Source organism: Collinsella sp. LCP21S3_C7 (assembly GCF_052118485.1).
In the GTDB taxonomy this organism is placed as follows: Bacteria; Actinomycetota; Coriobacteriia; order Coriobacteriales; family Coriobacteriaceae; genus Collinsella.
This window is the reverse complement of the sequence record NZ_JBQKHC010000003.1, coordinates 45,908-69,789: the sequence shown is the minus strand read 5'-3', so window position 1 is coordinate 69,789 and position 23,882 is coordinate 45,908. Positions and strand designations below refer to the sequence as shown.

At 61.7% G+C, this 23,882-nt stretch carries 19 protein-coding genes; 2 read left to right on the top strand and 17 right to left on the bottom strand.

Annotation, left to right across the window (positions count from 1 at the left end; all coding sequences use genetic code 11):
* Positions 1-44: 44 nt before the first annotated feature.
* A complete protein-coding gene (locus ACTQ1E_RS02465) occupies positions 45-1,475 on the bottom strand; it encodes a 6-phospho-beta-glucosidase (protein WP_441564564.1) in 1,431 nt (476 codons plus the stop codon).
* 464 nt (positions 1,476-1,939) lie between these two features.
* On the opposite strand from ACTQ1E_RS02465, the gene ACTQ1E_RS02460 reads away from it, so the two are divergent.
* Positions 1,940-3,046: an ATP-binding protein gene (locus ACTQ1E_RS02460; protein ID WP_441015332.1), complete on the top strand. Its 1,107-nt coding sequence runs from the start codon at positions 1,940-1,942 to the stop codon at positions 3,044-3,046.
* 116 nt (positions 3,047-3,162) lie between these two features.
* On the opposite strand, the gene ACTQ1E_RS02455 is transcribed toward ACTQ1E_RS02460, so the two are convergent.
* From ACTQ1E_RS02455 to ACTQ1E_RS02415, 9 genes are all read right to left on the bottom strand, one after another.
* The gene (locus ACTQ1E_RS02455; RefSeq protein ID WP_441015330.1) at positions 3,163-3,807 is read right to left on the bottom strand and encodes a DUF4867 family protein; all 645 of its coding nucleotides are present in this window, start codon (positions 3,805-3,807) and stop codon (positions 3,163-3,165) included.
* A gap of 144 nt (positions 3,808-3,951) precedes the next feature.
* Entirely contained in the window at positions 3,952-4,440 is a 489-nt protein-coding gene (locus ACTQ1E_RS02450) for an S-ribosylhomocysteine lyase (RefSeq protein WP_441015328.1), read from the bottom strand.
* A 151-nt stretch (positions 4,441-4,591) separates the two neighbouring features.
* On the bottom strand, positions 4,592-6,082 hold the full coding sequence (locus ACTQ1E_RS02445; protein WP_441564562.1) for an FGGY family carbohydrate kinase: 1,491 nt from the start codon (positions 6,080-6,082) through the stop codon (positions 4,592-4,594).
* A 170-nt stretch (positions 6,083-6,252) separates the two neighbouring features.
* Positions 6,253-7,191 (bottom strand): transketolase family protein, encoded by a 939-nt coding sequence (locus ACTQ1E_RS02440; RefSeq protein ID WP_441564560.1) that lies wholly within the window; start codon positions 7,189-7,191, stop codon positions 6,253-6,255.
* Positions 7,184-8,020 (bottom strand): transketolase, encoded by an 837-nt coding sequence (locus tag ACTQ1E_RS02435; RefSeq protein WP_441564558.1) that lies wholly within the window; start codon positions 8,018-8,020, stop codon positions 7,184-7,186. The genes ACTQ1E_RS02440 and ACTQ1E_RS02435 overlap by 8 nt, the downstream gene beginning before the upstream one ends.
* Positions 8,021-8,022: 2 nt before the next feature.
* Positions 8,023-9,423: an L-fucose/L-arabinose isomerase family protein gene (locus tag ACTQ1E_RS02430; RefSeq protein ID WP_441564556.1), complete on the bottom strand. Its 1,401-nt coding sequence runs from the start codon at positions 9,421-9,423 to the stop codon at positions 8,023-8,025.
* A 255-nt stretch (positions 9,424-9,678) separates the two neighbouring features.
* Positions 9,679-10,689, bottom strand: a complete 1,011-nt coding sequence (locus tag ACTQ1E_RS02425; RefSeq protein ID WP_427793677.1) for a LacI family DNA-binding transcriptional regulator — start codon at positions 10,687-10,689, stop codon at positions 9,679-9,681.
* 219 nt (positions 10,690-10,908) lie between these two features.
* Complete coding sequence (locus ACTQ1E_RS02420; protein ID WP_441564554.1) at positions 10,909-11,883, bottom strand: nucleoside hydrolase; 975 nt, start codon at positions 11,881-11,883, stop codon at positions 10,909-10,911.
* 4 nt (positions 11,884-11,887) lie between these two features.
* Entirely contained in the window at positions 11,888-12,883 is a 996-nt protein-coding gene (locus tag ACTQ1E_RS02415) for a ribokinase (protein ID WP_441564552.1), read from the bottom strand.
* Positions 12,884-13,069: 186 nt separating this feature from the next.
* On the opposite strand from ACTQ1E_RS02415, the gene ACTQ1E_RS02410 reads away from it, so the two are divergent.
* Positions 13,070-15,262 carry an acyltransferase family protein gene (locus ACTQ1E_RS02410; protein WP_441564550.1) on the top strand — a complete coding sequence of 731 codons (2,193 nt, stop codon included), beginning with the start codon at positions 13,070-13,072 and terminating at the stop codon, positions 15,260-15,262.
* Positions 15,263-15,451: 189 nt separating this feature from the next.
* On the opposite strand, the gene ACTQ1E_RS02405 is transcribed toward ACTQ1E_RS02410, so the two are convergent.
* From ACTQ1E_RS02405 to ACTQ1E_RS02375, 7 genes are all read right to left on the bottom strand, one after another.
* Positions 15,452-16,648, bottom strand: coding sequence for an Nramp family divalent metal transporter (locus tag ACTQ1E_RS02405; RefSeq protein WP_427747655.1), 1,197 nt, complete (start codon positions 16,646-16,648; stop codon positions 15,452-15,454).
* Positions 16,649-16,722: 74 nt separating this feature from the next.
* Complete coding sequence (locus ACTQ1E_RS02400) at positions 16,723-18,567, bottom strand: magnesium transporter (RefSeq protein ID WP_427718082.1); 1,845 nt, start codon at positions 18,565-18,567, stop codon at positions 16,723-16,725.
* A 320-nt stretch (positions 18,568-18,887) separates the two neighbouring features.
* Positions 18,888-20,294 carry a polysaccharide deacetylase family protein gene (locus ACTQ1E_RS02395; RefSeq protein ID WP_441564548.1) on the bottom strand — a complete coding sequence of 469 codons (1,407 nt, stop codon included), beginning with the start codon at positions 20,292-20,294 and terminating at the stop codon, positions 18,888-18,890.
* A gap of 70 nt (positions 20,295-20,364) precedes the next feature.
* Positions 20,365-21,120, bottom strand: a complete 756-nt coding sequence (locus ACTQ1E_RS02390; RefSeq protein ID WP_427793686.1) for a PRC-barrel domain containing protein — start codon at positions 21,118-21,120, stop codon at positions 20,365-20,367.
* Complete coding sequence (locus ACTQ1E_RS02385) at positions 21,120-21,509, bottom strand: YtxH domain-containing protein (protein WP_427727249.1); 390 nt, start codon at positions 21,507-21,509, stop codon at positions 21,120-21,122. Before ACTQ1E_RS02385 ends, ACTQ1E_RS02390 begins: the two co-directional genes overlap by 1 nt.
* Positions 21,510-21,645: 136 nt before the next feature.
* A complete protein-coding gene (locus ACTQ1E_RS02380) occupies positions 21,646-22,473 on the bottom strand; it encodes a cyanophycin synthetase family protein (RefSeq protein WP_427727246.1) in 828 nt (275 codons plus the stop codon).
* Between the two features lie 24 nt (positions 22,474-22,497).
* Positions 22,498-23,871, bottom strand: a complete 1,374-nt coding sequence (locus ACTQ1E_RS02375; RefSeq protein WP_441564545.1) for a hemolysin family protein — start codon at positions 23,869-23,871, stop codon at positions 22,498-22,500.
* Positions 23,872-23,882 lie beyond the last annotated feature (11 nt).

The following is a 23,882-nucleotide window of genomic DNA, read 5'->3' as shown; positions in this document are numbered from 1 at the left end:
GGCGCCTTGGTTAGAAGGCTATGAAGTTGAGTGTCTCAGCTTCCTTAGGACAGGTCCTCACCATTAGAAGCAATAACCTTCTTGTACCAGTCGAAGCTCTTCTTTTTGGAACGCTTGAGGGTACCGTTGCCGACGTCGTCGCGGTCCACATAGATAAAGCCGTAGCGCTTGGACATCTCACCCGTGCCGGCAGACACCAGGTCGATCGGGCCCCAGGTGGTGTAGCCCAGCAGGTCAACGCCGTCCTCGGTCACCGCGTCGCGCATCGCGGCGATATGCTGGCGCAGGTAGTCGATACGGTAGTCGTCGTTGATGGAACCATCCTCCTCGACAACATCCTTGGCGCCCAGACCGTTCTCGACCACAAACAGCGGCTTCTGATAACGGTCGTACAGGTCGTTGAGGGTGATGCGGAAGCCCAGAGGATCGATGGCCCAGCCCCACTGGCTCTCCTGCAGGTAGGGGTTCTTGGCGCCGGCGAAGGCGTTACCCTGGGTGCGCTCGACATCGGGGTTATCGGCACCGGCAGAGCAGCGGGTGCTGTAATAGCTAAAGCTGATGAAGTCGACGGTGTTAGCGGCCAGGATCTCGCGGTCCTCGTCCGTCATGCCCACATCGATGCCTAGACGCTCGAGCTTCTTGACGGCATATGCCGGGTAGTAGCCGCGGCTCTGGACGTCGACGAAGAAGTAGTTGTCCTGGTTATCGAGCTGCGCCTGGCGCACGTCGCCCGGACGGCAGCTGTAGGGGTAGTAGCTACCCGCGGCGAGCATGCAGCCGATCTTGATCTCGGGGTCGATCTCGTGGGCGATCTTGGTTGCCCAAGCGCTGGCGACGAGCTCGTTGTGGGCGGCCAGGTACTCGACGGCCTCCTTGTTCTCGCCCTCCTCAAAGACCAGACCGGCACCCATAAACGGCAGGTGCAAGATCATATTGATCTCGTTGAAGGTGAGCCAGTACTTCACCAGCCCCTTGTAGCGGGTAAAGATCGTGGTCGCGAGGTTCTTGTAGAAGTCGATGAGCTTGCGGTTGCGCCAGCCGCCGTACTCCTTGATGAGGTGAATCGGGCAGTCGAAGTGCGTGATAGTCACGAGCGGCTCGATGCCGTGCGCCTGACACTCGCGGAATACGTCCTCGTAGAAGGCCAGGCCAGCCTCGTTGGGCTCGGTCTCGTCGCCGTTGGGGAAGATGCGGGTCCAAGCCAGGCTCATACGGAAGGTTTTAAAGCCCATCTCGGCAAAGAGAGCGATGTCCTCTTTGTAGTGGTGATAGAAATCGATGCCGGTCTGCGCGGGATAGTAATAGCCGTCCTCGAAGTCGAGCATTTTACGCTGGCCGGAGACCACCGCATAGCGCTCGGGGCCGTGCGGAGCCACGTCCACGTTGGCCAGGCCGCGGCCGTCCACGTCGTAGGCACCCTCGCACTGGTTGGCAGCCGTTGCGCCGCCCCACAGGAAGTCATTACGGAAAGCCATGTATCAATCCTTTCGCACGCTGTTGTCATAGGCTCAGTATCCCTGCAAACGGGGTACCGCTCAACGGCAACGGCACAGGCCGATACTTCTTTTCGCGTGCAGGCGCCCGGCAGCCACCCCACCTGACACTTTTTGATACCCGCCTGCCCAAGCCGCCACCAAGGGGACAGGCACCTTTGTGGTGGGTTGGGCCCGTTTGTCTCGATCTGTAACAGATAGGCCGCCAAAACCGGGCCTGGTGTTACAGATTGAGATTGTTCGGCCAGTCCTTTGCAGTTTGTCTAAATCTGTAACAGGGAGAGACGATTTAGCCCGCTAGATGTTACAGATCGAGACAGAAGATTCTAGTCACAGGCGATGTCGAGGTTTTTGCCGATGAGGCCTACGTAGCCGCCTTCGCTCAGCAACTCATTTGACTGAATAGGAAAAAAAGGAAAAAATAGGAAAAAAAGGAAAGGAGACTTATGACTGAAACCATCTTCTCCCCCTCATTTGGAAATCGCCCGTCCTATCTGGTGGGACGCGGGAGCGTGATTTCGACATTCATCTCCGGCCTTGAGCAGGAGCCGGGCAATCGAGACCGAGCCATGCTCATGCTCGGCCAGCGAGGCAGCGGCAAAACGGTTCTGTTGTGGGAACTTGCCGATCGCGCCCGCAAGCTCGGCTTTGTTGTCGCCACGCCCACCGTAGCCTCCGAGGATATGCTCGAGCGCATTGTTGAGAAAATCCAGGAAGCGGGCGAGCCTTACGCCAACAAGCATCGTCTCCCCAAACTTACAGGTGGCAGTTTGAGCGTCTTCGGTTTCTCAGCCGGCCTCGAGTTTACGCGCGACGTACAGGAAACTAAGAGTTTCCAGTTCAAATTCACGCAGTTGGCACGCAAGTTAACCGAGCAGGGACACGGCATCCTCATCCTCATCGACGAGCTCCAGGCAAATTCACCCGAGATCAGACAGCTCGTCACCGCCTATCAAGAGCTGGTCGGCGAGGGACTCAACGTCGCGCTCGTCATGGCGGGCCTCCCGGGAGCAGTCTCCGCGACACTCAACGACCGCGTACTGACATTTCTCAACCGCGCACGCAAAGTCACGCTCGAACCGCTTTCAGTCGGAGATGTCGATGCCTATTATCAGCGGGCTTTCGAAGAGCTCGACCTTGATATTCCAGGCGATCTTCGCCTCCGTGCCGCTCGTGCAACCCAAGGATCGCCCTATATGCTGCAGCTCATCGGCTACAACATCGCCAATCGCTGCCAGGCAGGAGAATACGTAACGCCAGAGCAAGTCGACGGAGCTATCGAAGCGTCAAAGGCCGATTTCGAAAACGATGTTTGTGAAACGACGCTCGCCGCGCTGTCGGACCAAGACGTCGCGTTTCTCGACGCAATGACTGATGACAAAGACGGTGTGTCGCGCATCTCCAATGTGGCCGAGCGCATGTCAGTCACACCCGACTATGCGCAAAAGTATCGCCGACGCCTCATCGACGCCGGCGTTATCGAACAGGCACGCCGCGGTTACGTGCGTTTCGCTGTTCCATATATGGCTGACTATCTGCGCAGCCAGCTCTAGACAGCCACCACAATGGGGACAGGCACCTTTGTGGTGGCTGGGGGGCGGTATGTCTCGATCTGTAACAGGTAGAGACGATTTAGCCCGCTAGATGTTACAGATCGAGACAGAAGATTCTAGTCGCAGGCGATGTCGAGGTTTTTGCCGATGAGACCTACGTAGCCGCCTTCGGCTGCCTTGGGGCTGTCAGCATGGCAGAGAACCCACTTGTCGGCCTTCCAGTAGCAGTAGCCGTCGCCGGCAGCAGGCATATCGGCCGCAGCCTCGGGACGCGGACCGTTGGTACCGGCGGGCAGCGCCACCATCACCTGGAAGCCACCGTCGTCGACCATGCACGGCGTGTAGTGGAGCGTGGTGCTGAAAACCTCGACGACCTTGCCTGCCGGCACGCGGAACGCCTTGACGCACGCGGTATCGAGCTTGCCGCCCTCGATCTCCCAGCGATGCGCCACGAGCAGGATAAAGTCACGCGCCCCCAGGTTGAACTCGCTCGCGCGGTGGTACTCCAGGCAGTTGAGACGCGTGTTGTGCCCGTTGCACCAGCCGAGCTGGAAGGGACGGCCACCAAACATGAGAAAGCCCAGCTTGTCGGCATCTTTGACGCCCTCGAGCTCCGGCGCGCGCGCCACGTACTTACTGCCCTCGGGGATGGGCGTAGCGGAGAGTGCCTCGACGAGTGGGGCGGTCAGGCCGGACGGGACGTCGTCCCACACGCGGCCATAGGACTTGAACTCGAGATCGTTGACAGAGTAGATATGCATGTTCACTCCTGTTCGTAAATGTGACTATACGAACATTCTAGAACAAACATGAGCGATTTTGAACGCTCGTCCAGACCACTCAACAAAAAGGCGCCCCCGCATAAGCGAAGGCGCCCAATGCGCGCGTTTTGGGCGATAAAACCCTTACGCCTGCTGATAGTGCAGGTGCTTCTCGTCGATATCGGCCAGGTCGCGGTCGAGGTAGCGGCGCGCGAGCCAGTTTGCCATGGGAAGGTTCTGGTCCAGGTAGTTGCCGCACTCCTCGGGAGCGGCTCCGGGGACATCTCCCTCAAAGTCGGCGACAAACTCAAACAACTCACGCACGAGCGGCAGAATCTCCTCGCTCGTCACCTCGCCAAACACCACCAGGTAAAAGCCCGTGCGGCAGCCCATGGGGCCAAAGTAGACAATGCGGCTCGACCACTCGGCATGGTTGCGAAGGAATGTCGCGCCTAGGTGCTCGATGGTGTGGCACTCGGCCGTGTTCATGACCGGCTCCTTGTTGGGCGTGGTCAGGCGCAGGTCAAAGGTGGTAACGACAGCGGCGGTCGCCGGATCGCGGTCGATGCGGCTTACATACACGCCGGGCTCAAGCAGCAAATGGTCAACGGAAAAGCTCGCGATGCGCTCCATGGCAGATCCTCTCGATAGTCAATTTGGGACGGGGCTCTTTTAGCTGGTTCGAATGGTCGCACCAATCATACCAGTCAAAAAAGCCCCGTCCCAAATGAGCTGCCCGGGACGGGGATCAATGAGTTTTTAATCCCGTCCCAGAAAAATCATGCTAGGCAGTGTATGCAATTGTTGATTTGACAGCGTGGCGCCAGCCGGCGATCTTTTTGGCGCGTTCGTCAGCGGGCATCGACGGCTCCACGATGCCGCGGGCGCCGTAGACATCGACGACATCGCGCGTGTACATGCCCAGCGCGATGCCGCAGGCCCAGGCCGCACCCAGGCCGCTCATCTCGTCGTTGCTCGCGATGCGGATGGGCGAGCCAACCAAGTCGCTCTCAAACTGCATCAGGTACGCGTCGCGCGTGGGACCGCCGTCAACACGAAGCTCGGCCAACGTTGCACCCGAATCCTCGACCATCGCATCGATCACGTCAAAGATCTGATAGGCGATCGACTCGTCGGCGGCCTTCACGAACTCCGCGCGACCCGTGGTGCGCGTCATGCCAAAGACGCAGCCCTCGGCGTCACTCGCCCAGTGCGGCGCGCCCAAACCGGTAAACGCCGGCACAAAGTAGACGCGGCTCGCCGGATTGGCGGCGTAGCACAGGTCGGTAACTTCCTCGGGATTATTGATGAGTTCCAGATCGTCGCGCAGCCACGTCTTGACGGCGCCGGCGTAGCTCACGTTGCCCTCGAGCACGTACTCGGTCACGCCGTCCATACGCCATGCGAGCGAGCTCGAAAGCCCGTGCGAGCTGGCAACGAACTCGTCGCCGACGTTCATCATGACCGAGCTGCCGGTGCCATAGGTCGCCTTGGCCATACCGCGGCTGTGGCAGCCCTGCGCAAACAAGGCCGCGTGGCTGTCGCCCAGCACGCCGTGAATGGGCACGGGTGCCGGCAAAAAGCCGCCCAGGTCCGTCATGCCGAACAGGCCATCGGAATCGGTCACCTGCGGCAGGCAGGCCACGTCGACGCCAAAGGCCTCGCACACCGGCTCGCTCCAGCAGCCACGGCGCAGGTCAAAGAGCTGCGTGCGGCTGGCGTTGGACCAGTCGCAGCGAAACTCCGCGCCGCCCGTGAGCGTCCAGACCACCCAGGCATCGATGGTGCCCAGACACAGCTCGCCTGCCGCGGCAGCCTCGGCAGCAGCGGGAACGTTCGCGATGATCCAAGCCATCTTGCCCGCCGGGTAGTAGGGCGAGAGCACCAGACCCGTCGTGTCGCGCACCAGCTCGGCCACACCCTCGCGCGCGTCCAGCTTGTCGCACAGCTCGCGGGCGCGGGCGCACTGCCACACTACGGCGTTGCACAGCGGCTCGCCCGTCGCGCGGTTCCAGGCAACGGTGGTCTCGCGCTGGTTGGAGATGCCGATGCCGGCGATGTCGGCAGGGTCGACCCCGGTCTCCTCCACCACGGCACGCGCCACGGCCAACACGTTGGCGGCAATCTCGGCCGGATCATGGCTCACCCAACCGGCCTCGTTGACAATCTGGCGATGCGAGCGATCGGCACGATGAATCAAATGGCCGCCCTCGTCCACCAGCAGTGCCTTGGTGCCCTGCGTGGATTGATCGATTCCGATGATGTATTTGCTCATGTACTCTCCCATTCCTTCCGCCAAATCAAAGGCGACTGGCGGACAAGGAGCGAGCGGCCGTCAAGTGCCGCAGATTGCCGTGAAAGAGGAGCGCCGCGTACTTTGCGTACGCAAGCGACGGTTTGAACGGCAAGGTGCGGTGCTTGGCGGCCGCGCAGCGTCTGTATCTACTAGTTGCTGAGGAACTCGGCGACGGTCTGCGCGATTCCGGCACCCGTCAGGCCGTAGTGTGCGAAGACCTCGGGGCTCGTGCCGGTGATGACCGGTGCGTCGGGCAGGGAGAGGCACTTGACCGGACGCGGGCAATGCTCGCCCACCACCTGCGCGACCATAGAACCCAGGCCGCCGAAGGGGCTGTGCTCCTCGACCGTCACGACGGCGCGCGTGGCACCGGCGGCCTCGATCACGGCCTCGGCGTCAAGCGGCTTGACGCAATACATGTCGAGCACCGTTGCCGAGATGCCCTGCTCGGCCAGCAGGTCGGCAGCGTCCACAGCATGGCGGACCATCTCGCCGGTGGCGATGAGCGTCACATCGGTGCCGCGACGCACCCAGGTGGCGCGATCCATCTGGAACGGGCACTCGTCCTCGGTGTACACGTCCTCGACCGGGTTGCGGCCCACGCGAATGTAGGCCGGCTTGTTGTCGGCGACCAGGGCCCGCACGAGCTCGGCGGTCTGGAAGCGGTCGCTCGGCAGATACACGCGCATGTTGGGAATCGCACTCATAGCGGCGATATCCTGCGCGGAGTGGTGGCTCATACCCAGGGCGCCGTAGGACACGCCGCCCGAGATGCCGATGAGCTTGACGTTGGTGTTGGAGTACGAGACATCAACCTTGCACTGCTCATACGAGCGCGTGGTCACAAAAGACGCCGGCGAGGCGGCCCAGGCCTTCTTGCCGCACGAAGCCATGCCGGCGGCGATGCTCACCAGGTCCTGCTCGGCAATGCCGACCTCGACGGACTGCTGGGGATACTGATCGAAGAACGGCGTGAGCGATGCGGAGCCGCGGGAGTCGGAGCACAGGACGACGATGTCCTTATCGGTCTTCGCGGCCTCGAGCAGCGTGTCGCAGATAACCTTGCGATTGGCGATCTTGTTAGCCATTGATGGCCTCCTTATGGGCAGCGAAATCGGCGATGATCTGGGCATATTCCTCATCGTTGGGCAGGTGATGATGCCAGGCGGCCTTGTCCTCCATAACAGGCGAGCCATAGCCCTTCACCGTGTTGAGGATGATGACCGTGGGCTTGCCGCAGGTCTCGGCCGCAAGCGTCAGCGCGGCGTCGATGGCCCGGACGTCGTTGCCCGGAATGGAGAGCACGTTCCAACCGAAGGCGGCCCAGCGCTCCTCCTGCGAGTCCTGCTTCATAACGTCCTCGGTGCTGCCGCTAATCTGCAGGCGGTTGCGGTCCACGAGTGCGCACAGGTTATCGAGCTGGTAGTTGCCGCCGCTCATGGCGCCCTCCCAGACCGATCCCTCGGCAAGTTCCCCGTCGCCCATGATGGTGTAGACGCGGTAGTCGCGGCCGTCCATCTTGCCGGCGAGCGCCATGCCCACGGCCACCGGCAGGCCGTGACCCAGCGAGCCCGAGTTCATCTCGATGCCCTTGAGCTTGTTGTTGGGGTGGCCGATGTAGGGGCTGCCGAACTTGGAGAAGCGGGCCTTGACGTCATCGAGGTCAAGATAGCCCTCGTGGCAGAGCACCGCGTAGTAGGCTTCCATGGCGTGGCCCTTGGAGAGCACGAAGCGGTCGCGGTTGGGATCGTCGACGGTCTCGGGCGAGATGTTGAGGTGGTTGGCATAGAGGGTCATGAGGGCGTCGATCACCGACATGTCGCCGCCGATGTGGCCGCCGGCACCAGCCATGATGATATCGGCGCAATCGCGGCGAAGGTCCCAACGCAGGGACTCAAGCTCTTCGATAGTTGCCATTTCTACTCTCCTCGCAGGTAGGCTTTAACGTCTTCTTCGATGGGGTCGTACAGGTCGGGTTGGATGCCGATATACTTGCACGCCTCGTAGAGCACCGGCACCACGTTGGCGTGAATAGCGACGCAGTGGTGGATGTAGGGACCCTCGACGATCTTGGCCTCGAGGCGCTTGAGGTTGTCGACCTCGACCCATAGGTAGGTGCCCATGCCAGCCGGGCCGTCGATGCCGCGGGCGTTACCCAGCAGCAGCGAGTACTCGCCGTTGTCGCCGTCAAAGCGGGCAAGGGTGAGATCGCCGTGCTTGGCCTCGGCCGTCAGCGCACCGGGGTGATCGAAAGCCAGCGGGTAGGTGAGCTTGGGCTTGACGGCCGCGCAGCTGCAGGGCCAGGGGCCACAATGCTGCAGCAGCTCGCCGTTCTCGTTATCGGGATGGCGCACGGTCCAGTCGGCGAACATGCCGCGGTGACGGCCCAGGTCGGCGGCCTCGACCATCAGCGCGGTGATGGCGCCGTGGATATCGGTCTCGCATACGATAGGAATGCCCATCTCGTTGAGGATGGCGTTGGCGGCGCAGGGCATAATGCCCAGCTCGTCCTGCAGAGCGTTCCAGCACTGAATGGCGCCGGCGTTGCAACCGTACTTCTCGACCAGGCGCTTCATGGCGATGGCAAGACCGGCGACCGCGGGAACCTTATCCTCGGGGATGCAGATCTCAAAGCTGTCGTTGATGTGGGCAAGCATGGTAGCCATGGCCTGCTCGTCGGCCTGGGCGTCGCGCACGGCCTGGACAAGCTCGGTCATGGGAATGGGCGAAAGCTGGATGTTGAACTTCTCGAGCAGCTCGCCCTCGTTGCACATGGTCGACCAGAAGTCGAACGGACGGGTGGCCATCTGCAGGATGCGGGTGTGCTTGAAGGTCTTGACCACGTTGCACACGGCCAAGAAGTCCCAAACGCCGCGCTCGAACTCGGGATCGGTCAGGCGGCAGTTGGTCATGTAGGTGAAGGGAACCTGGAAGCGGCGCAATACTTTGCCGGTGGCGAACAGGCCGCACTGGCTATCGCGCAGGCGGGTGCCGTCGGGCTCGGGGCGCTCGTCGCGCGGGCCCCACAGCAGCACGGGTAGGCCGAGCTCGCGGGCAAGGCGAGCGCAAACGTACTCGGTGCCAAAGTTGGCGTGGCACAGCATAATGCCATCGACGCCCTCGGCGCGGAACTTCTTGACGATAGGCTCAATGTGGCTGTCGTCGAACAGCAGGCCCTCGTCATTGATGTCGTCGATATCCACGATGTCGACGCCGATCTCGCGCAGGCGATCAGCCGTCAGGCCGCGATACTTGATTGCGTCCGGCGCGCTAAAGATACTGCGGCGCGTGGGCACAAAACCGAGCTTGATCTTGTCCATGTACGTCCTCCCCTAATCACATGTTCAGTAAACAGACGCATGTTTCGTTTTGTTCTGTTTACTAAATTTTTACTCCAGTGTTTAGAAGTTTAACGCGAAATACTCGTGGGCGGTAGAGAAATCAGCCTAAACGGTATGTAAACAAACTGAACATACAAGGGCAACAAAAAGAGGGCCCCGAAGGACCCCTTTTGATTGACGTTATTTTTCTGCCTTAGCGAGCTTTGCCGCCCTGCGGCCCGGCGTTGCCTTTGCCTAGATCTCACGCACGCTCTGACGCTCGACAAAATAGGTCGATACGGCTGTCTTGCAGGTATAGCTCTTGGGATTGCGAATGTTGCCCACCAGGCGGCGCACCGCGATCTCGCCCACCTCGTGCTTGGGAACGTGCACCGTGGTGAGCGGCGGGTTGGAGAAGGCGCCCAAAGACAGATCGTCAAAGCCGATAATCGAGACATCCTCGGGCACGCGTATGCCGTGCTCGTTGAGCGCGCGCATGGCACCCACGGCGAGCACGTCGTTTTCGGCAAAGAAAGCCGTCGGCAGGTCGTCGCGCGAGACGCTGTCGAGCCATGCGCCCATGTCGCGATAAGCACCTTCGAGCGTGGTGCCCAGCGTAACGCGCCATGTCGGGTTGGCCTCAAGGTCTGCGTCCTCAAGCGCTTGGCGATAGCCGCGCTCGCGATCCTTAAAGTTGCGGATGCGAAGGTCGCCTGCCAGATAGCCGATCTGCCTGTGACCTTTCTCGATGAGGTGATCCACGGCGCGCAGCACCGAGTCGGTGTTGGCAATGACCACGGCATCGAAGTACTGACGATCGCTCCAGCCATCGAGCACGATCAGGTGGGCGGCAGCGTTGGCAAACAGGGCGTAGTCTTCCTCGCCCAGCTCGGTACCCATCAGCACGATAGCGGCGGACGGATCGGCGATCAGGCCCTCGACCTGCGGACGCACGGCGTCCAAGTCGCTAAAGTCGAGCGAGACAAAGCTCGTGCTCATGCCGTGACGACGCGCCTGGCGCTCCACGCCCTCGATGACCGCGGGATGGAAGGTGCTCTCGTCCAGAATGGCGCCCGTCTTGCGCGCGAGCACAAACTGAATGCTCTCGAGCTGCGTCGACTGCTGATAGCCAAGCGATTGCGCGCACTCCAGGATGACCTTGGCGGTCTCTTCACTCACGCTGCGCTTGCGGTTGAGCGCGTTGGACACGGTCGCAGGCGAAAAACCGGTGATGCGGCTGATCTCGCGAACACTTGCTTTGGCCATTGTTCCCCCTAGCAACGGCCGTGGCGGAGCATCGCAACTTGATGACTCGACAACTAAACGACCGCAAATTCAATCTAAACAGAGTAGTAAATGTTTATGAGCTAGTTTAGCCTGTTGTCAAGCGAAGTGGCACGACTATTCCCCCAACGGGCACATTTACTCGGTAGCTAAAAAAGCCCCGTCCCAAATTGACTACATGGGGCGGGGCACGGAAATCATTTAGCCCAGGACGCGGGCCATGCGCGTCTTGAACTCGGACAGGAAGCGCGGGGCATCCACGGTCAGCGCCACAAGCGCGCTCTTGTCCGAATCGGACAGGCGATGCTCGTCGCAAATGGTGCGGCCGCGATACTCGCCCAGCAGATCAACACGCAGATTGCAGCCGAGCGCACCCACGAGCGTGGGGTCGATCGCCACGGCGACGGCCAGCGGATCGTGCAGCGCACAACCACCCAGGTAGGGTGCGTTCATCTCGTACGAGCCAATGTAGTGCTCGACCATGCTCGCAAATGCGCAGCCCGCCATGGTGCCCGAGCCCGTCCATCCGGCAATGTCGCGACGCGTGAGCACCACGCGATGCGTCACGTCCAGGCCCACCATAGTGAGCTTGCGGCCCGAGCGCAGCACGGCATCGGCCGCCTCGGGATCGCTTGCCATGTTGGCCTCGGCGCCCGCGCTCACGTTGCCGGGCACGGTCAGGGCGCCGCCCATCACCACCACGCGGCCGATAGACATCACCGCCGTCGCATCGCGCTCCAGGGCAAGCGCCAGGTTGGAGAGCGGGCCGGTCGCTACGTAGACCAGATCGGGACCATAGGTGCGCGCGGCATCGATTAGATAATCGACTGCAGCGTTGCCGTCGGCCGACGTCGCCCCCACCGGCTCGTAGGGCGACGCGGGCACGCTCGCGCCGCCGATGCCGTTCTTGCCGTGAATGAGCGCGGTGGACGCCGGCGGCGTATAGGGCTCAGTCGCCTGCAGAGGACGGTCAGCACCCAGGTACACCGGCACCTCGGGACGGCCCAACAAGTCGAGCACCGCCAGGCAGTTGCGCGCCGACTGGTCGACGCGCACGTTGCCAAAACACGTGGTAATGCCCACGAGCTCAACCTCGGGGCTCGCGATGGCATAGGCAAGCGCCATCGCATCGTCCACACCCATATCCAGATCAAGGATCAGCTTCTTGGTTGCCATTGTTCTACTCCGCTTCTCCGTCTTGTACTAAATCGTCTAAACCAAACACGCGCTCAACTTCGGCGCGCGTGGGAATCGACTGCTGCGCGCCCAAGCGCGACACCGTCACTGCCGAGGCGCGTGCACCCGCGGCCATGCACTCAAAGAGCGGCAGGCCCTCCAGACGAGCCGCGGCAAGCGCACCGATAAACGTATCGCCCGCAGCCGTCGTATCGACCACCGTGCTCGAAAGCGCCGGCATACGCAGCAGCTCGCCGTCGTCGCCGAGCGTAACCGATCCGGCGCCGCCCAACGTGATGACCGCAGCTCCGGCACCCTTGGCGAGCAGGGCATTGAGCGCCGCGACGCAGCTCGCATCGTCTGCAGGCAAGATGCCCGTCAGCACCTGGCACTCAGTCTCGTTGGGACAGACCAGGTCGACCGCAAGCCAGACCTCCGCAGGCACTTCGCAGGCTGGCGCTGGATTAAAGACCGTATAAAACCCCAGCTCGTGAGCGCAGAAAAGCGCCTCGACAGTCGCTGCAAGGTCACATTCGCCCTGGGCGATAAAGACGCTTCCGGCAGCCGGGGCAATCTCGCTGGCGTTGCCATCGAGCTCATCGGTCACCAGACGCCTCAGCGCGCGGGCAACGTCCTCGCCCGCAAGTGCATGGTTGGCGCCCGGCGATAGCACGATGCGGTTATCGCCCTCACAGCGAATGATGGTCGCCGTTCCCGTCTCCACGTCGTCGCGACGAGCCACAAAGTCACAGTCCACGCCAGCATCTTGGAGCCCCGCCACGAGCGACGAGCCAAACGAGTCGCGGCCGACCGCGCCGATCATGCGCGTGCGCGCGCCCATGCGCGCAGCTGCTACGGCCTGGTTGGCGCCTTTGCCGCCGGCGTTGGTGATAAACCCGCTGCCGCCGACGGTCTCGCCCGCACGCGGCATGCGCTCGCACGCCACCGAAAGGTCCATGTTCATGCTGCCGAACACCGCAACGATGCCGCAATCTGCCATGAAAACCTCCTCGTCCGCGGGCTCCGCACCCGCTGTCGGCCGTCAATCGTGCACTCTCGCACCTCTATAACTTTAGTTCACTTTGATGTGGACGCGCGCTTGAGCTTACGCCAGCAGCAAGCATTCACAGGAGTAGGCGGCTACAATGAAAGCGTGCTGATTATTCTCGTCATTGGATGATGTTTTATGGAACAATTCCCGCGATCGAGCTCGCGCAGCTCACGCCATGCGAGCGATCAACAAGCGCCGCACGAACGTTCGCGCACTAACCGCCAAACCACCGAGCCGAGCCGCGCTGCAGGCTCCCATCGCTCGCCCGCCAATAAGGGCGCCCGCACCGACAGCGCCGCAAAAGAACAGGCGCCCACGCGTCCCAAATCTCGCTACATCCCCGCCCTCGACGGCCTTCGCACGCTCGCCGTTGTCGCGGTGGTGCTCTATCACCTCAACCTCACGTGGGCACAGGGCGGCCTGCTCGGCGTCACGATCTTCTTTGTGCTCTCGGGATACTTGATCACGCGCCTGCTCCTCAACGAAATCGCAAAGACCGGTCGTATCGATCTCAAGAGCTTCTGGATCCGCCGCATCCGTCGCCTGTTCCCCGCCGTGGTAACCGTCGTGGTGGTGACCTGCGCACTGTGCACTGTCTTTAACCATGTGATGCTCACCAAGATGCGCCCCGACATCCTGCCGTCGCTGCTGTTCTTTAATAACTGGTGGCAGATTATGCAGGACGTTTCGTACTTTAACGCCCTGGGCGACCCCTCGCCGCTCACGCACTTTTGGTCGCTTGCCATCGAGGAACAGTTCTATCTTATTTGGCCGCCGCTGCTGCTCGCCATGGTGTCGGTGCACATGAGCAAGCCCAACACGCGCCGCGTGGTCCTGGGCCTCGCCGCCGTCTCCGCCGTCGCCATGATGGTGCTCTACAACCCCGCCACCGACCCCAGCCGCGTGTACTACGGCACCGACACCCGCGTGTTCTCGTTGCTGCTGGGCGCCTGGATGGCCTTTATCCCCGACCGCGACCTGGCGCCTGCGCGCCTTGTCCGCCATCTGGGGCTCGACCGACTGGCCGGCGCCGGCAAGCACGACAAGTCAAAGAGCGACACCGCCGAGGCCGCCACGACAAAGCCAAGTGAGCTCGCACGCTTTTGGTCCTCCCCCACATCCATCGATTTGATGGGCGTCGTTGGCCTGGTCGGACTCGCCGCCATGGTCGCGCTCACCAACGGCTATACCGCGTTTCAGTATCGCGGAGGCACGCTGCTGTGCTCCATCCTCACACTGATGGTTATCGCGGCATGCGTGCAGCCCCAGGGCATGGTCGCACGGGCCTTGGCCGCCGAGCCGCTCGTATGGATCGGCAAGCGCTCCTACAGCATCTACCTGTGGCATTATCCGCTGCTGCTCCTCATGAACCCGGTCGCCAACATTAACGACACGCCCTGGTGGCACTACATTTTGCAGGTGTTGTTGGTGGTCGCCGTGGCCGAGTGCTCCTATCGCTTTATCGAAACGCCGTTTAGGAAGGGCGCTTTTGGGCGCACTGTTTCCGAGCTCCGCGACGGCACCACCACGCCCGCCGGTTGGGTGCGCGCACATGTCCCCACCTGCGCCGTTTGCTCCGTCGTGATTGTTGTGGCGCTGGGCGGCCTGGTCTTTGTGCCCGACACATCCGCGCTGAGCGGCGAGGGCGCCGAAATCCTAAACAAGGAGGCCAAAAATGCAAAGCCTCAAGATCAACAGGCGGCCGATGACACCGACAAAGATGACGACGGCTTCCCCGACGGAGCCTACGACCTGCTAATGATTGGCGACTCCGTGTCCCTGCGCGCCGTCGATGCCTTTGACGGCGTGTTCCCGCACAGCCACATCGATGCCGAAAAGGGCCGCCAGTTTGATGCGGGCCGCGCGACATTTGAGGGCTATATCCAGCAAAATCTTGCAGGCAGGATTGTGGTCTTTGCGCTAGGCACCAACGGTTTGGTAACGGACGCCCAGGTCGACGCGATCATGGCCGACGCCGGTGATCAGCGTATTGTCGTGTTTGTAAACACGCGCAGCCCGCAGCCGTGGGTCGGGTCCACGAACCAAGCCATTGCCAACGCCGCCAAGCGCTATAAAAACGTGCGTGTTATCGACTGGTACGGATACAGCACAAATCGCAACGACCTGTTCGATGGCGATGGCACGCATCTTTCGACCGCCGGTGTGACCGAGTACCTTAAGCTCATCCACGATGCCGTCAAGAAGGACCTACCCGTGCACCCCGAGGACCACGTTAACGATCCGCAGCCGGCGGCTGTCAAATCCGCTGCCGAGGCACTCGTCAACGCCCTCGCCTACAAACCGCACAAGCTAGGCACCGACAAGTAACGCACCGCCAAATCTGCTTACAATCCGGCACTTGGGACCACTTCCGCGACTTACAAAGCCGCCTCTGGGCTGTTAATTCACCCCAGAGGCGGCTTTATAGCTGCACATCGGTATATAACTAGCACCCTATAGCAGACAAAAACAGGCCGCAGCCCATGGCGGCGGCCTGTTTAGAGTCCAAGAGAGGCGCTACGCGCTGTAACCCATCGCTTGCAGAACAAACATGACGACCGTCAGCACCGTAATAACGCCGATAGTCGCCCAAGTGAGCACATTCCACACACGGCCGTTGCGGTTGGCGCCCATAATGTGTCGATCGGCGGCAATAACCACCTGGAACACCAGAACCACGGGCAGCAACACGCCGTTGATGACCTGCGAGGTCATCATAATCTGGAACAGGTCGACGCCGGGCATGAGCACCAGCACGGCAGAAATGCCAATGATTGCCGTAATGATGCCGCGATAGACCGGGGCCTCGTCCCAGCTGCGATCGGCACCGCGTTCCCAGCCAAACGCCTCGCAGATAGCGCTGGACGTAACGCCCGGCAGCACACAGGCGGCCAAGAAGCTCGCCGCAACCAGGCCCGAGGCAAACAGCACCGTGGACCACTGGCCCGCAATGGGCTCCAGCGCGCGGGCAGCGTCTGCAGCGTCGCTAATCTGAATGCCCGCGGGGAACAATACCGTACCGGTCGTGATGATAATAAAACCGGCAATGACATCGGCGGCAATCGAGCCGCTCACGGTATCGATGCGCTGCAACACGATATCGTCCTCGCCCGCATTCTTATCGACCACGTTGTTCTGTGCCAGGAAAATCATCCAGGGCGCGATGGTGGTACCGATCGTCGCGACCACAAGCGACACGTAGCTGGGGTCATTTTGAATGTTGGGTACAACCAGATCGACCGCCACCTCGCCCCAACTGGGACCAGCCATAATTGCAGCGACAATGTAGGTCACAAACACGCAGCTCACCAGCAACAGAATCTTCTCGATGCGCTGGAAGCTACCCGACATGGTAAGCATCCAAACCATCAGCGCCACAAGCGGCACCGAGATGCTCGCCGGCACGCCAAAGAGGGCAAGGCCGCTCGCGATACCCGCAAACTCCGAAATGGTCACGGCTGTGTTGGCAATCAGCAGCGCCGCCATGGCCAGCACGCTCTTGCGCACGCCAAAGCGCTCGCGAATGAGCGAGGCCAGGCCCTTGCCCGTCACGCAGCCGCAACGCGCCGCGGTCTCCTGCGTCACGATGAGCAGCACGGTCATGACGGGAAGCATCCAGAGCATCTTGTAACCATAGCTGGCACCGGCGCTGGAATACGTGGCGATGCCGCCGGCGTCATTGCCCGAAAGCGCCGCCAGAAGGCCAGGACCCATGGCACCAAAGATGGCCGCGATGGTCAGCTTTTGCTTGGTGCCCTGCTTTTGCTTGCTATTTTGCACGCGACCACCTAACCCATGACAGACATGGTGAGCAGCACCGCAGCGGCACAGTACGCCACGCACGAGATCATGACGGCAATGACGTTCATGGCGGTACCCGACGTATTGAGGTCGTGCTCGTCGCGCCAGAACAGCACCATCAGGTAAATCACAGCGCTCATGTTGCCAATCAGGCAGACGATGGCCGCGATGTTAAAGCAGCCGGTAAAGAGCTGCTCCTCAAGCATGGGCGCGTCGGGGAACGCCGTGGTGCGCACCAGCTGAGCGCACAGGTAGGTCACGAGCGACAGGATCAGGCCCATGCCCGTGCTCTGGAAGAAGAATCCCAGATATGGCTTGGGTTCATCGTCATGGCCGTCGTACTCCAGGAAGTAGTTCTTGACGAACGACACCATACGCGAGGCAGCCAGCAGCACGAGCGGCATGGCGCACATGGGGAACACCACCAGATGTGCGGAGCCCAGCGCCGTCCCCAGCACCGCCGCCATGATGCACGAGGCAATGCCCCACACGACAACCCAGTACTGGCGATGCACAAACCAGCTGAGCACATTCGTCGAGTCGTCGGACGCGCTATCGCCCGAGCCGACGCCTGCGATCTGCAGGTCCTCCTGGTGCTCCTCGGCGATAACGTCCATGGCGTCGTCGAAGGTCACAATGCCCAAGATGTGGCGGTTCTCATCGCAGACGGGGATGGCGACCAGGTCGTACTTGGTCATCTCATCCGTTACGTCTTCCTGGTCCTCGTCGGGCGACACATAAACCAGGTCGCGGTAGGCCAGCTGGCCCAGCGTGGCGTCGCGGTCGGCCACGATCAACGTGCGCAGCGAGAGCACGCCGGTCAGCATACCGCTCGGATCCTCGGTATAGACGTAGTAGACGCTTTCGAAATCCTCGTCGAGCTTGCGGATCGCCTCGATGGCGTCACCGACCGTCGCCGTGGCAGGCAGGGAGACAAACTCCGAGGTCATAATGCGGCCGGCAGTGTTTTCCTCATAGCCCAGCAGGTTACGAATCGCCTTCTCCTCCTGAACGCCCATCAGGCGCAGGAGCTTCTCGGCCTTCTCGTAATCGAGCTCGTCGATCAGGTCGGCGGCGTCGTCCGGGTCCATCATGGCCAGCATCGACGACGCATCCGTGTCGGACAGGCCCTCGAGCATCTCGGTCATGAGCTCGTCGTCATCGAACTCCGAGATGGCCTCGGCGGCCTGGGCGGTGTCGAGCTGCGCGAACACCTGCGCGCGCAGGCGAGGATCGAGCTGCTCGATAATGTCGGCAATGTCGGCAGGATGCAGCTCGCCGAGCGTCTTATGCGACACCGACAGCTGGATGTTCTTAGTCGAGCGATCGAGCAGGTCCATGTAGGACCAGGCAATGATGTCCTCGCCGAGCGGTTTGCCCAGGTGCTTCATAAAGCCCTCGACGACATGTTCAAGAGCGGGGCTGATTGCGCGCAGCAGACCGCGGGCACCGACTTCGGCACCCAGCAGGCGCAGCTGATTTTCGCCTGACATGGAAAACTTGATGTCGTTTACGCGCACGACCTTCATGCCCTGCGTGTCGACGATTTGTTTGTTGAGCACGTCGCGCGCGAGCAAGAGTTCGGTCGGCTGCAGGTACGAAAAACGGATTTCGGTAGCCGACGTCTTAAGGTATACGCCCGTCTCGTCGATACGGTCGACCCATTTTCGCCAGCTGATCATAAACGGCGTCTTGCCGGGACCGCGGAACGCGAGCGACGTCACGTGCGGAAAAACTTCGCCGGTAGCAATGCCAAAATCGTTCACAACGCCGAGCTTTTCGCCATCGACGTCCAAGACCGGCAGCTTGAGCATCTCACTCAGATAATTCACTGGTGCTCCCCATCATTATTCCTTCGGACCGTGGCCATGCCGGCGCGCCATCCGTGGACTTTTAGATATGTATACGCATGCGCGGGCGGCACACCGCTCGGCGCTCACACCCCGTGCATGCGCAAGAAGCACCTGCAAGGGGTCATCGACTGTATGGTCGAGGTTTGGATTTCACCTGCAACCTTTCTCTTGACCCTTGTTATCCGCAGTAACTATAGCATCAGCATCGCGCCGTGACGCCAAATTTATGCTCCAAACATCGCAGGCATACCAACCGCTGACGCATCCGTGGCATAGTCGTTTAAGAACGTCCCCCATGACTAGTCTGCGGTGTCGTTATCTCCGGCGAGCTGGGGAAACACGGCGTTCTTGGGCATGGAAGTCTTCGTTAGCGAGGTGAGTTTTTTGCTCAGCAACGTATCCGTCTTAACCAAATCGCTCAGCGTCACGATCTTGTAGCCCTTGGCGACAAGGCCATCGATGATCTGCGGCAGCGCTTCGAGCGTCTGTTCGGAGCACTCGTCGCTATCGGTGAACAAAACAATGTTGCCCGGAGTCACCGATTCGAGCACTGTCGAAACCTGTTCGTCGGCGCCGTTGAGCAGCCAGTCGCCCGAATCGACATTCCACGAGACCACGGCAGACACCAGGTCCATCGCATCGATCCAGTTTTGCTCGTCAAACGCGGCGTAGGGAGCACGCAGCAACATAGTCTCGACGCCGGTCGCCGACTTAATCGCCTCGGTACCCTTCGTGATCTGCTTGCGCACCGCCTCGCGATCCTTGCCCTTGAGCGAATCATCGCTGTAGCTGTTGGAGCCGATCTCGCATCCGGCATCGACAATCGCTTTGGCAGTAGCGGGCGAGGCTTCCGCAGCATCGCCCGAAAGGAAGAACGTCGCCGTGGCGCCCTTTTCCTTGAGCACCTGCAAGACCTGCTTGGTCGCGCCGCTCGGACCCTCGTCAAATGTCAGGGCCACGTACTTTTCGTTGCCCTTGGGCGCTACGCTCGCGCACTCGACTACGCAGTCGGTGGCGGGCACGACCTCGCCGCGGTCCTGCGTCTTGCCCGACTGCTCGCCGACCCATACCTCGGAGCGGCCCCGAACGCCCCAGGTTTTAACGTATTCGATAGCGCCCGTGCCCTCGACCTTCAACTTGGGCTCAATGGTCGTGACCTGGACCTCGTGCTTCTCGTACGTGTCGCGGCCGTCTTTGACCGTCACTTTCTCGCCGCCCGTTAGCTCGCGGCTATTCCACTTGCCCTGCTTCACCCGTTTGCCGTCCACCTTCACCGACAGCTTTTCGCCGCCACGGCGGGTAAGCACGCTATCGTCGACAGCCAACAAGTCGCCGGCATCGTAGGTGTCGGTCAGGCCTTGGTCATCGATAAGGTTCTGCAACGTGGAGCCCACGCGCACCGAAGCCTGCTCCCCATTGAGCACAATGTCCACGCTGCGATTGACATAGCCCACGACGGCAGCGATAAACAGCACGAGCGCACAGCCGACAGCGATGAGCGCATAGGGCAGGCGGGACGGTCGGCGCGGTGAGCGCCCGTTGCCGATGCGCGCGCTGCGATCGCTAAACCCACGGCTATGGTTGAGGTACATCGCGCCGGGTTTACGGCGACGTCGACGCTGACCGCTGGGCAGCTGCCCCAGGTCGCGTCGCGCCGTCGGACGCGCACCCGAGCGCCCGTTTAAGTTAGATCCGTTTTGGCGCATGTGCCCCCCCATAAACACAGCGAGCCGGAGCAACATGTCTCCGGCTCGCCTCCCATCATTTGGTACGTCGCTATTTGCTAGCTTTTGACGAGCCCCCGCTCGCCTTTTGATATTCGTCCTTAAAGGCCTTGAACATACCGCGCGTCTTGCCGAGCTGCTTGCCCAGTGCGCGACTGCCCTTGTCCACGGCGGCCGATCCCTTGTCATCGAGCACCTTAGCGCCCTTCTTGACCTTATCGCCCACCACGACACTGGCCTCGGCAGCCTTGGCGGCCGCGCCGCCCGAATACCCGAGCGACTTGACCTCGTCCGAGACAATCATCGCGCCGTTCTCGTAGCCGCGCAGCATCGTCGGCGGCATCTGTGTGTCGCCCACCAGCACACTCGAGGCAGCGCCGGCGGTCACGTAGAACGTCTGCACGATACCCGAACGCGGCTTGAACTCAACGTCCGAGCAGTAGCCCACGACATCGCCCGATTCCGTGCGCACGTCCATGCCAACCCAGATGATGCAATCGTCCAGGTTGATATCGAGGCGCTTGGCCGCGGCGGCATCGTAGGTGCCCTTGACGTCGTCGACCGCGACAGCACCCTCATAGACGCCGATGGCATCGAGCGCCACAAATCGATCGGGGCGCTCGATCATGCCCGCGATATCGGACTGGCGAACCATAAAGCCCACCACGCGCGTACCGCCCGGGGTAAAGACCGGAAAGTGAATCTTGCCGAGCTTTTTGGGGCTGCGCGGCGTGCCGTCCTTTTTGGTGCGCTTGTCTTCGGCAGGCTTACGATAAACCTTGACGCCGACAAAATCCCCTGCGCGCATTATGCCTCGGTCGAGGGCTCCGTGGCCTCGGTGCCGGCCTCAGTGACGTTCTCGACCACGACGTCGGCAGCGGGCGTCACGTTGCCGCCCGAGATGGCGTCGTTGAGCTGCTCGCGAAGCTGGTCCATGCGCTCGCGGGCCAGGTCGACCTTGGCGCGCAGGTCATCGGTCTTGGCGTCGACCATCGGACCAAAGTCGTTGACCGCGGCACGAGCCTCCTCGGCACCGTGCTCGTAGGTGTCGCGCATGTTGTCCCAGGCATCGTTGGCGATATCGGCGGCCATGGCACGGGTCTCGGCACCCGAGCGCGGGGCCAGAGCAACGCCGATGATAGCGCCGGCGGCAGCGCCAAAGAGCGCACCGGAGACAAAGCTGAAAGTCTTTCCCATGATCATTCCTCTCCTGCGGGCACCTCGATGCCCACCGTTTGAATGCTGTCCATTATACCCGCAGCGCAACACTTGCCGTCGCGCACATCTGCGTACGGTAAAAGCGCAGGTACATGATAGTGATAAGCGAGTGAGCCTACTCCTGCGGCATGGCAGGCATGGCCACCGTGGCCGCCGGGTCCTCGCCGGCGCCATCAACGAGCGGAAGCGCACCTTCCTGTGCGGGGCCTGCCGGAACCGTCGCCGCGCCACCGTAGACGGCAGCGGGGGCCTCGTGGCTCTCGGCGGTCGCGCCCTCGGTATCGATTGCCTCCTGCGGCTCATCGTCAAAGCTCGGGACACCCTGGGGCTCCGCGGGCTCGGACTCGACGGCTTCCTCAGCAGCTGCCTCGACGCCGGGTTCGGAATCGGCAGGAGCCTCGCCTTCGGCCCCGTCCTCGGCGTTTGCGGCGGCGATGGCCTCGTGCGGATCCTTGCCCTCGGCCTCGGCGCGCATACCCAGCACCAGGTTGCGCAGGCCCGCGACCGTGCCCTCCACGTCAGGAGCAGGCTGGTCGGCGTGCAGATAGGCCCAGTCCATCATAAAGGTCGCCGAAGACAGCGCGCCGATGGCCAGCGCGTCATCGGGGCATGAAAGCTCAACCTCAAAGACACGCTCATCGTGCTCGCTTACGCGGGTACGGCCGCACGAAATGCTGCCGGCGAGACCGGTCTCGTTCATGAGCTCCACTGTCACGTGCTCAAGCAGATGGCAAAGCTCGGTCTGGCCCATGCAGTCCTGGAATTCACGACCGGAATCGCCTAGGCACAGGTGCTTGGCAATCGCGGGCACCAGGTAGTACACGCGCGCCGTGGCCTCGATGTCCTCCGAGGTCATGAGCGGCATGCCGGGGTTCACCAGCACATGCGCGCAGATCTTGTCCTCGCTGACGGTGACCTTAAGGATGTTGAACAGGCCTGCCATAACTCTCCCCTACTCTTCCTTGCCCTACTCGTCGCCGTCGTGCGGGTCCGCGGAGCCCGCGCCCGGCGTCGCCGGCTTATCTGCCGAGGACTCGGAATCCTTCTTATCGGTTTCGGCCGGAGCGATCACGCGAATAAGCGAGATGCGCTGGCCACGCATCGACTGCACCTTGAACTTGTACCCTGCAACCTCAAACACCTCTCCGATGTCGGGCACCGAGTCGCAAAGTTCCAAAATCCAGCCGGCGATGGTCTCATAATCATCGCTTTCCTCGAGCGGCCAACCAAGCTCAATCGCATCATCGCACGAAAAACGCCCATCGACGAGCCACTCACGGCGCGAAAGACGCGTGAGGTACTTGTTGTCGGGGTCGAACTCGTCCTCGATCTCGCCCACGATCTCCTCGACGATGTCCTCGATGGTAATGATGCCAGCCGTGCCGCCGTACTCGTCCACGACCACCACGATCTGGTCGTGCGAAGTCTGCATCTCGGACAGCAGCGGCAGGATGTCCTTGGTGTCGGGCACAAAGGTGGCGTCGCGCAAATAACCGGCGATGGGCTGGTCGCCCTCGCCGTCGAGCGAGGGCTGAATCAGGTCCTTGATGTGCGCGATGCCCGCCACGTTGTCGGGATCTTCGTGATAGACGGGGATGCGGCTAAAGCCGGTCTGGCGCATAGTGGACAGCACGTCGGCGACCGTCTCGTCGTCCTCGCACATGGTGGTGTCCACGCGCGGCACCATGACCTCGCGGGCAACGGTATCGCCCAGGTCGAAGATCTCGTGGATCATACGCTTTTCCTCTTCGAGCAGGTCGTCCTGCTCCGAGACCATGTACTTAATCTCTTCCTCCGAGACGTTTTGGCGATCGTCGGCGCTCTTGATGCGCAGGATGCGGGCCAGACCATCGGAGCAAGCGCCAGTCAGCCACACGAGCGGACGGGCGATCTTTTGGAAAAACGACAGCGGCCCCACGACCTGCTTGGACACGCCTTCGGCATTGGCCAGACCAATGCGCTTGGGCACAAGCTCGCCAATCACGATGGACACGAAGGCGACCGCAACGGTGATGATGACCGGCGCCAGTCCGCGCGCGATGGCAGAGAGCGGCGCGATGCCAAAGCTCATGAGCCACGTGGCGAGCGGGTCGGACAGGCTCGTCGAGGCGACGGCGGACGAGGCAAAGCCCACGAGCGTGATGGCGACCTGGATGGTGGCGAGCAGCTGGTCGGAGTCGGCGGCCAGCTTAACGGCGCGCTCGGCGCGTTTGTCGCCTTCCTCGGCCTCGTGCTCCAGCACGGCGCGCTTTGCCGTGGTGAGCGCCATCTCGGACATAGAGAAGTAGCCGTTGATGAGGGTCAAAACGAGGGTGGTGATAAGGGAGATGGTTATGTCCATCGGGAGTTTCT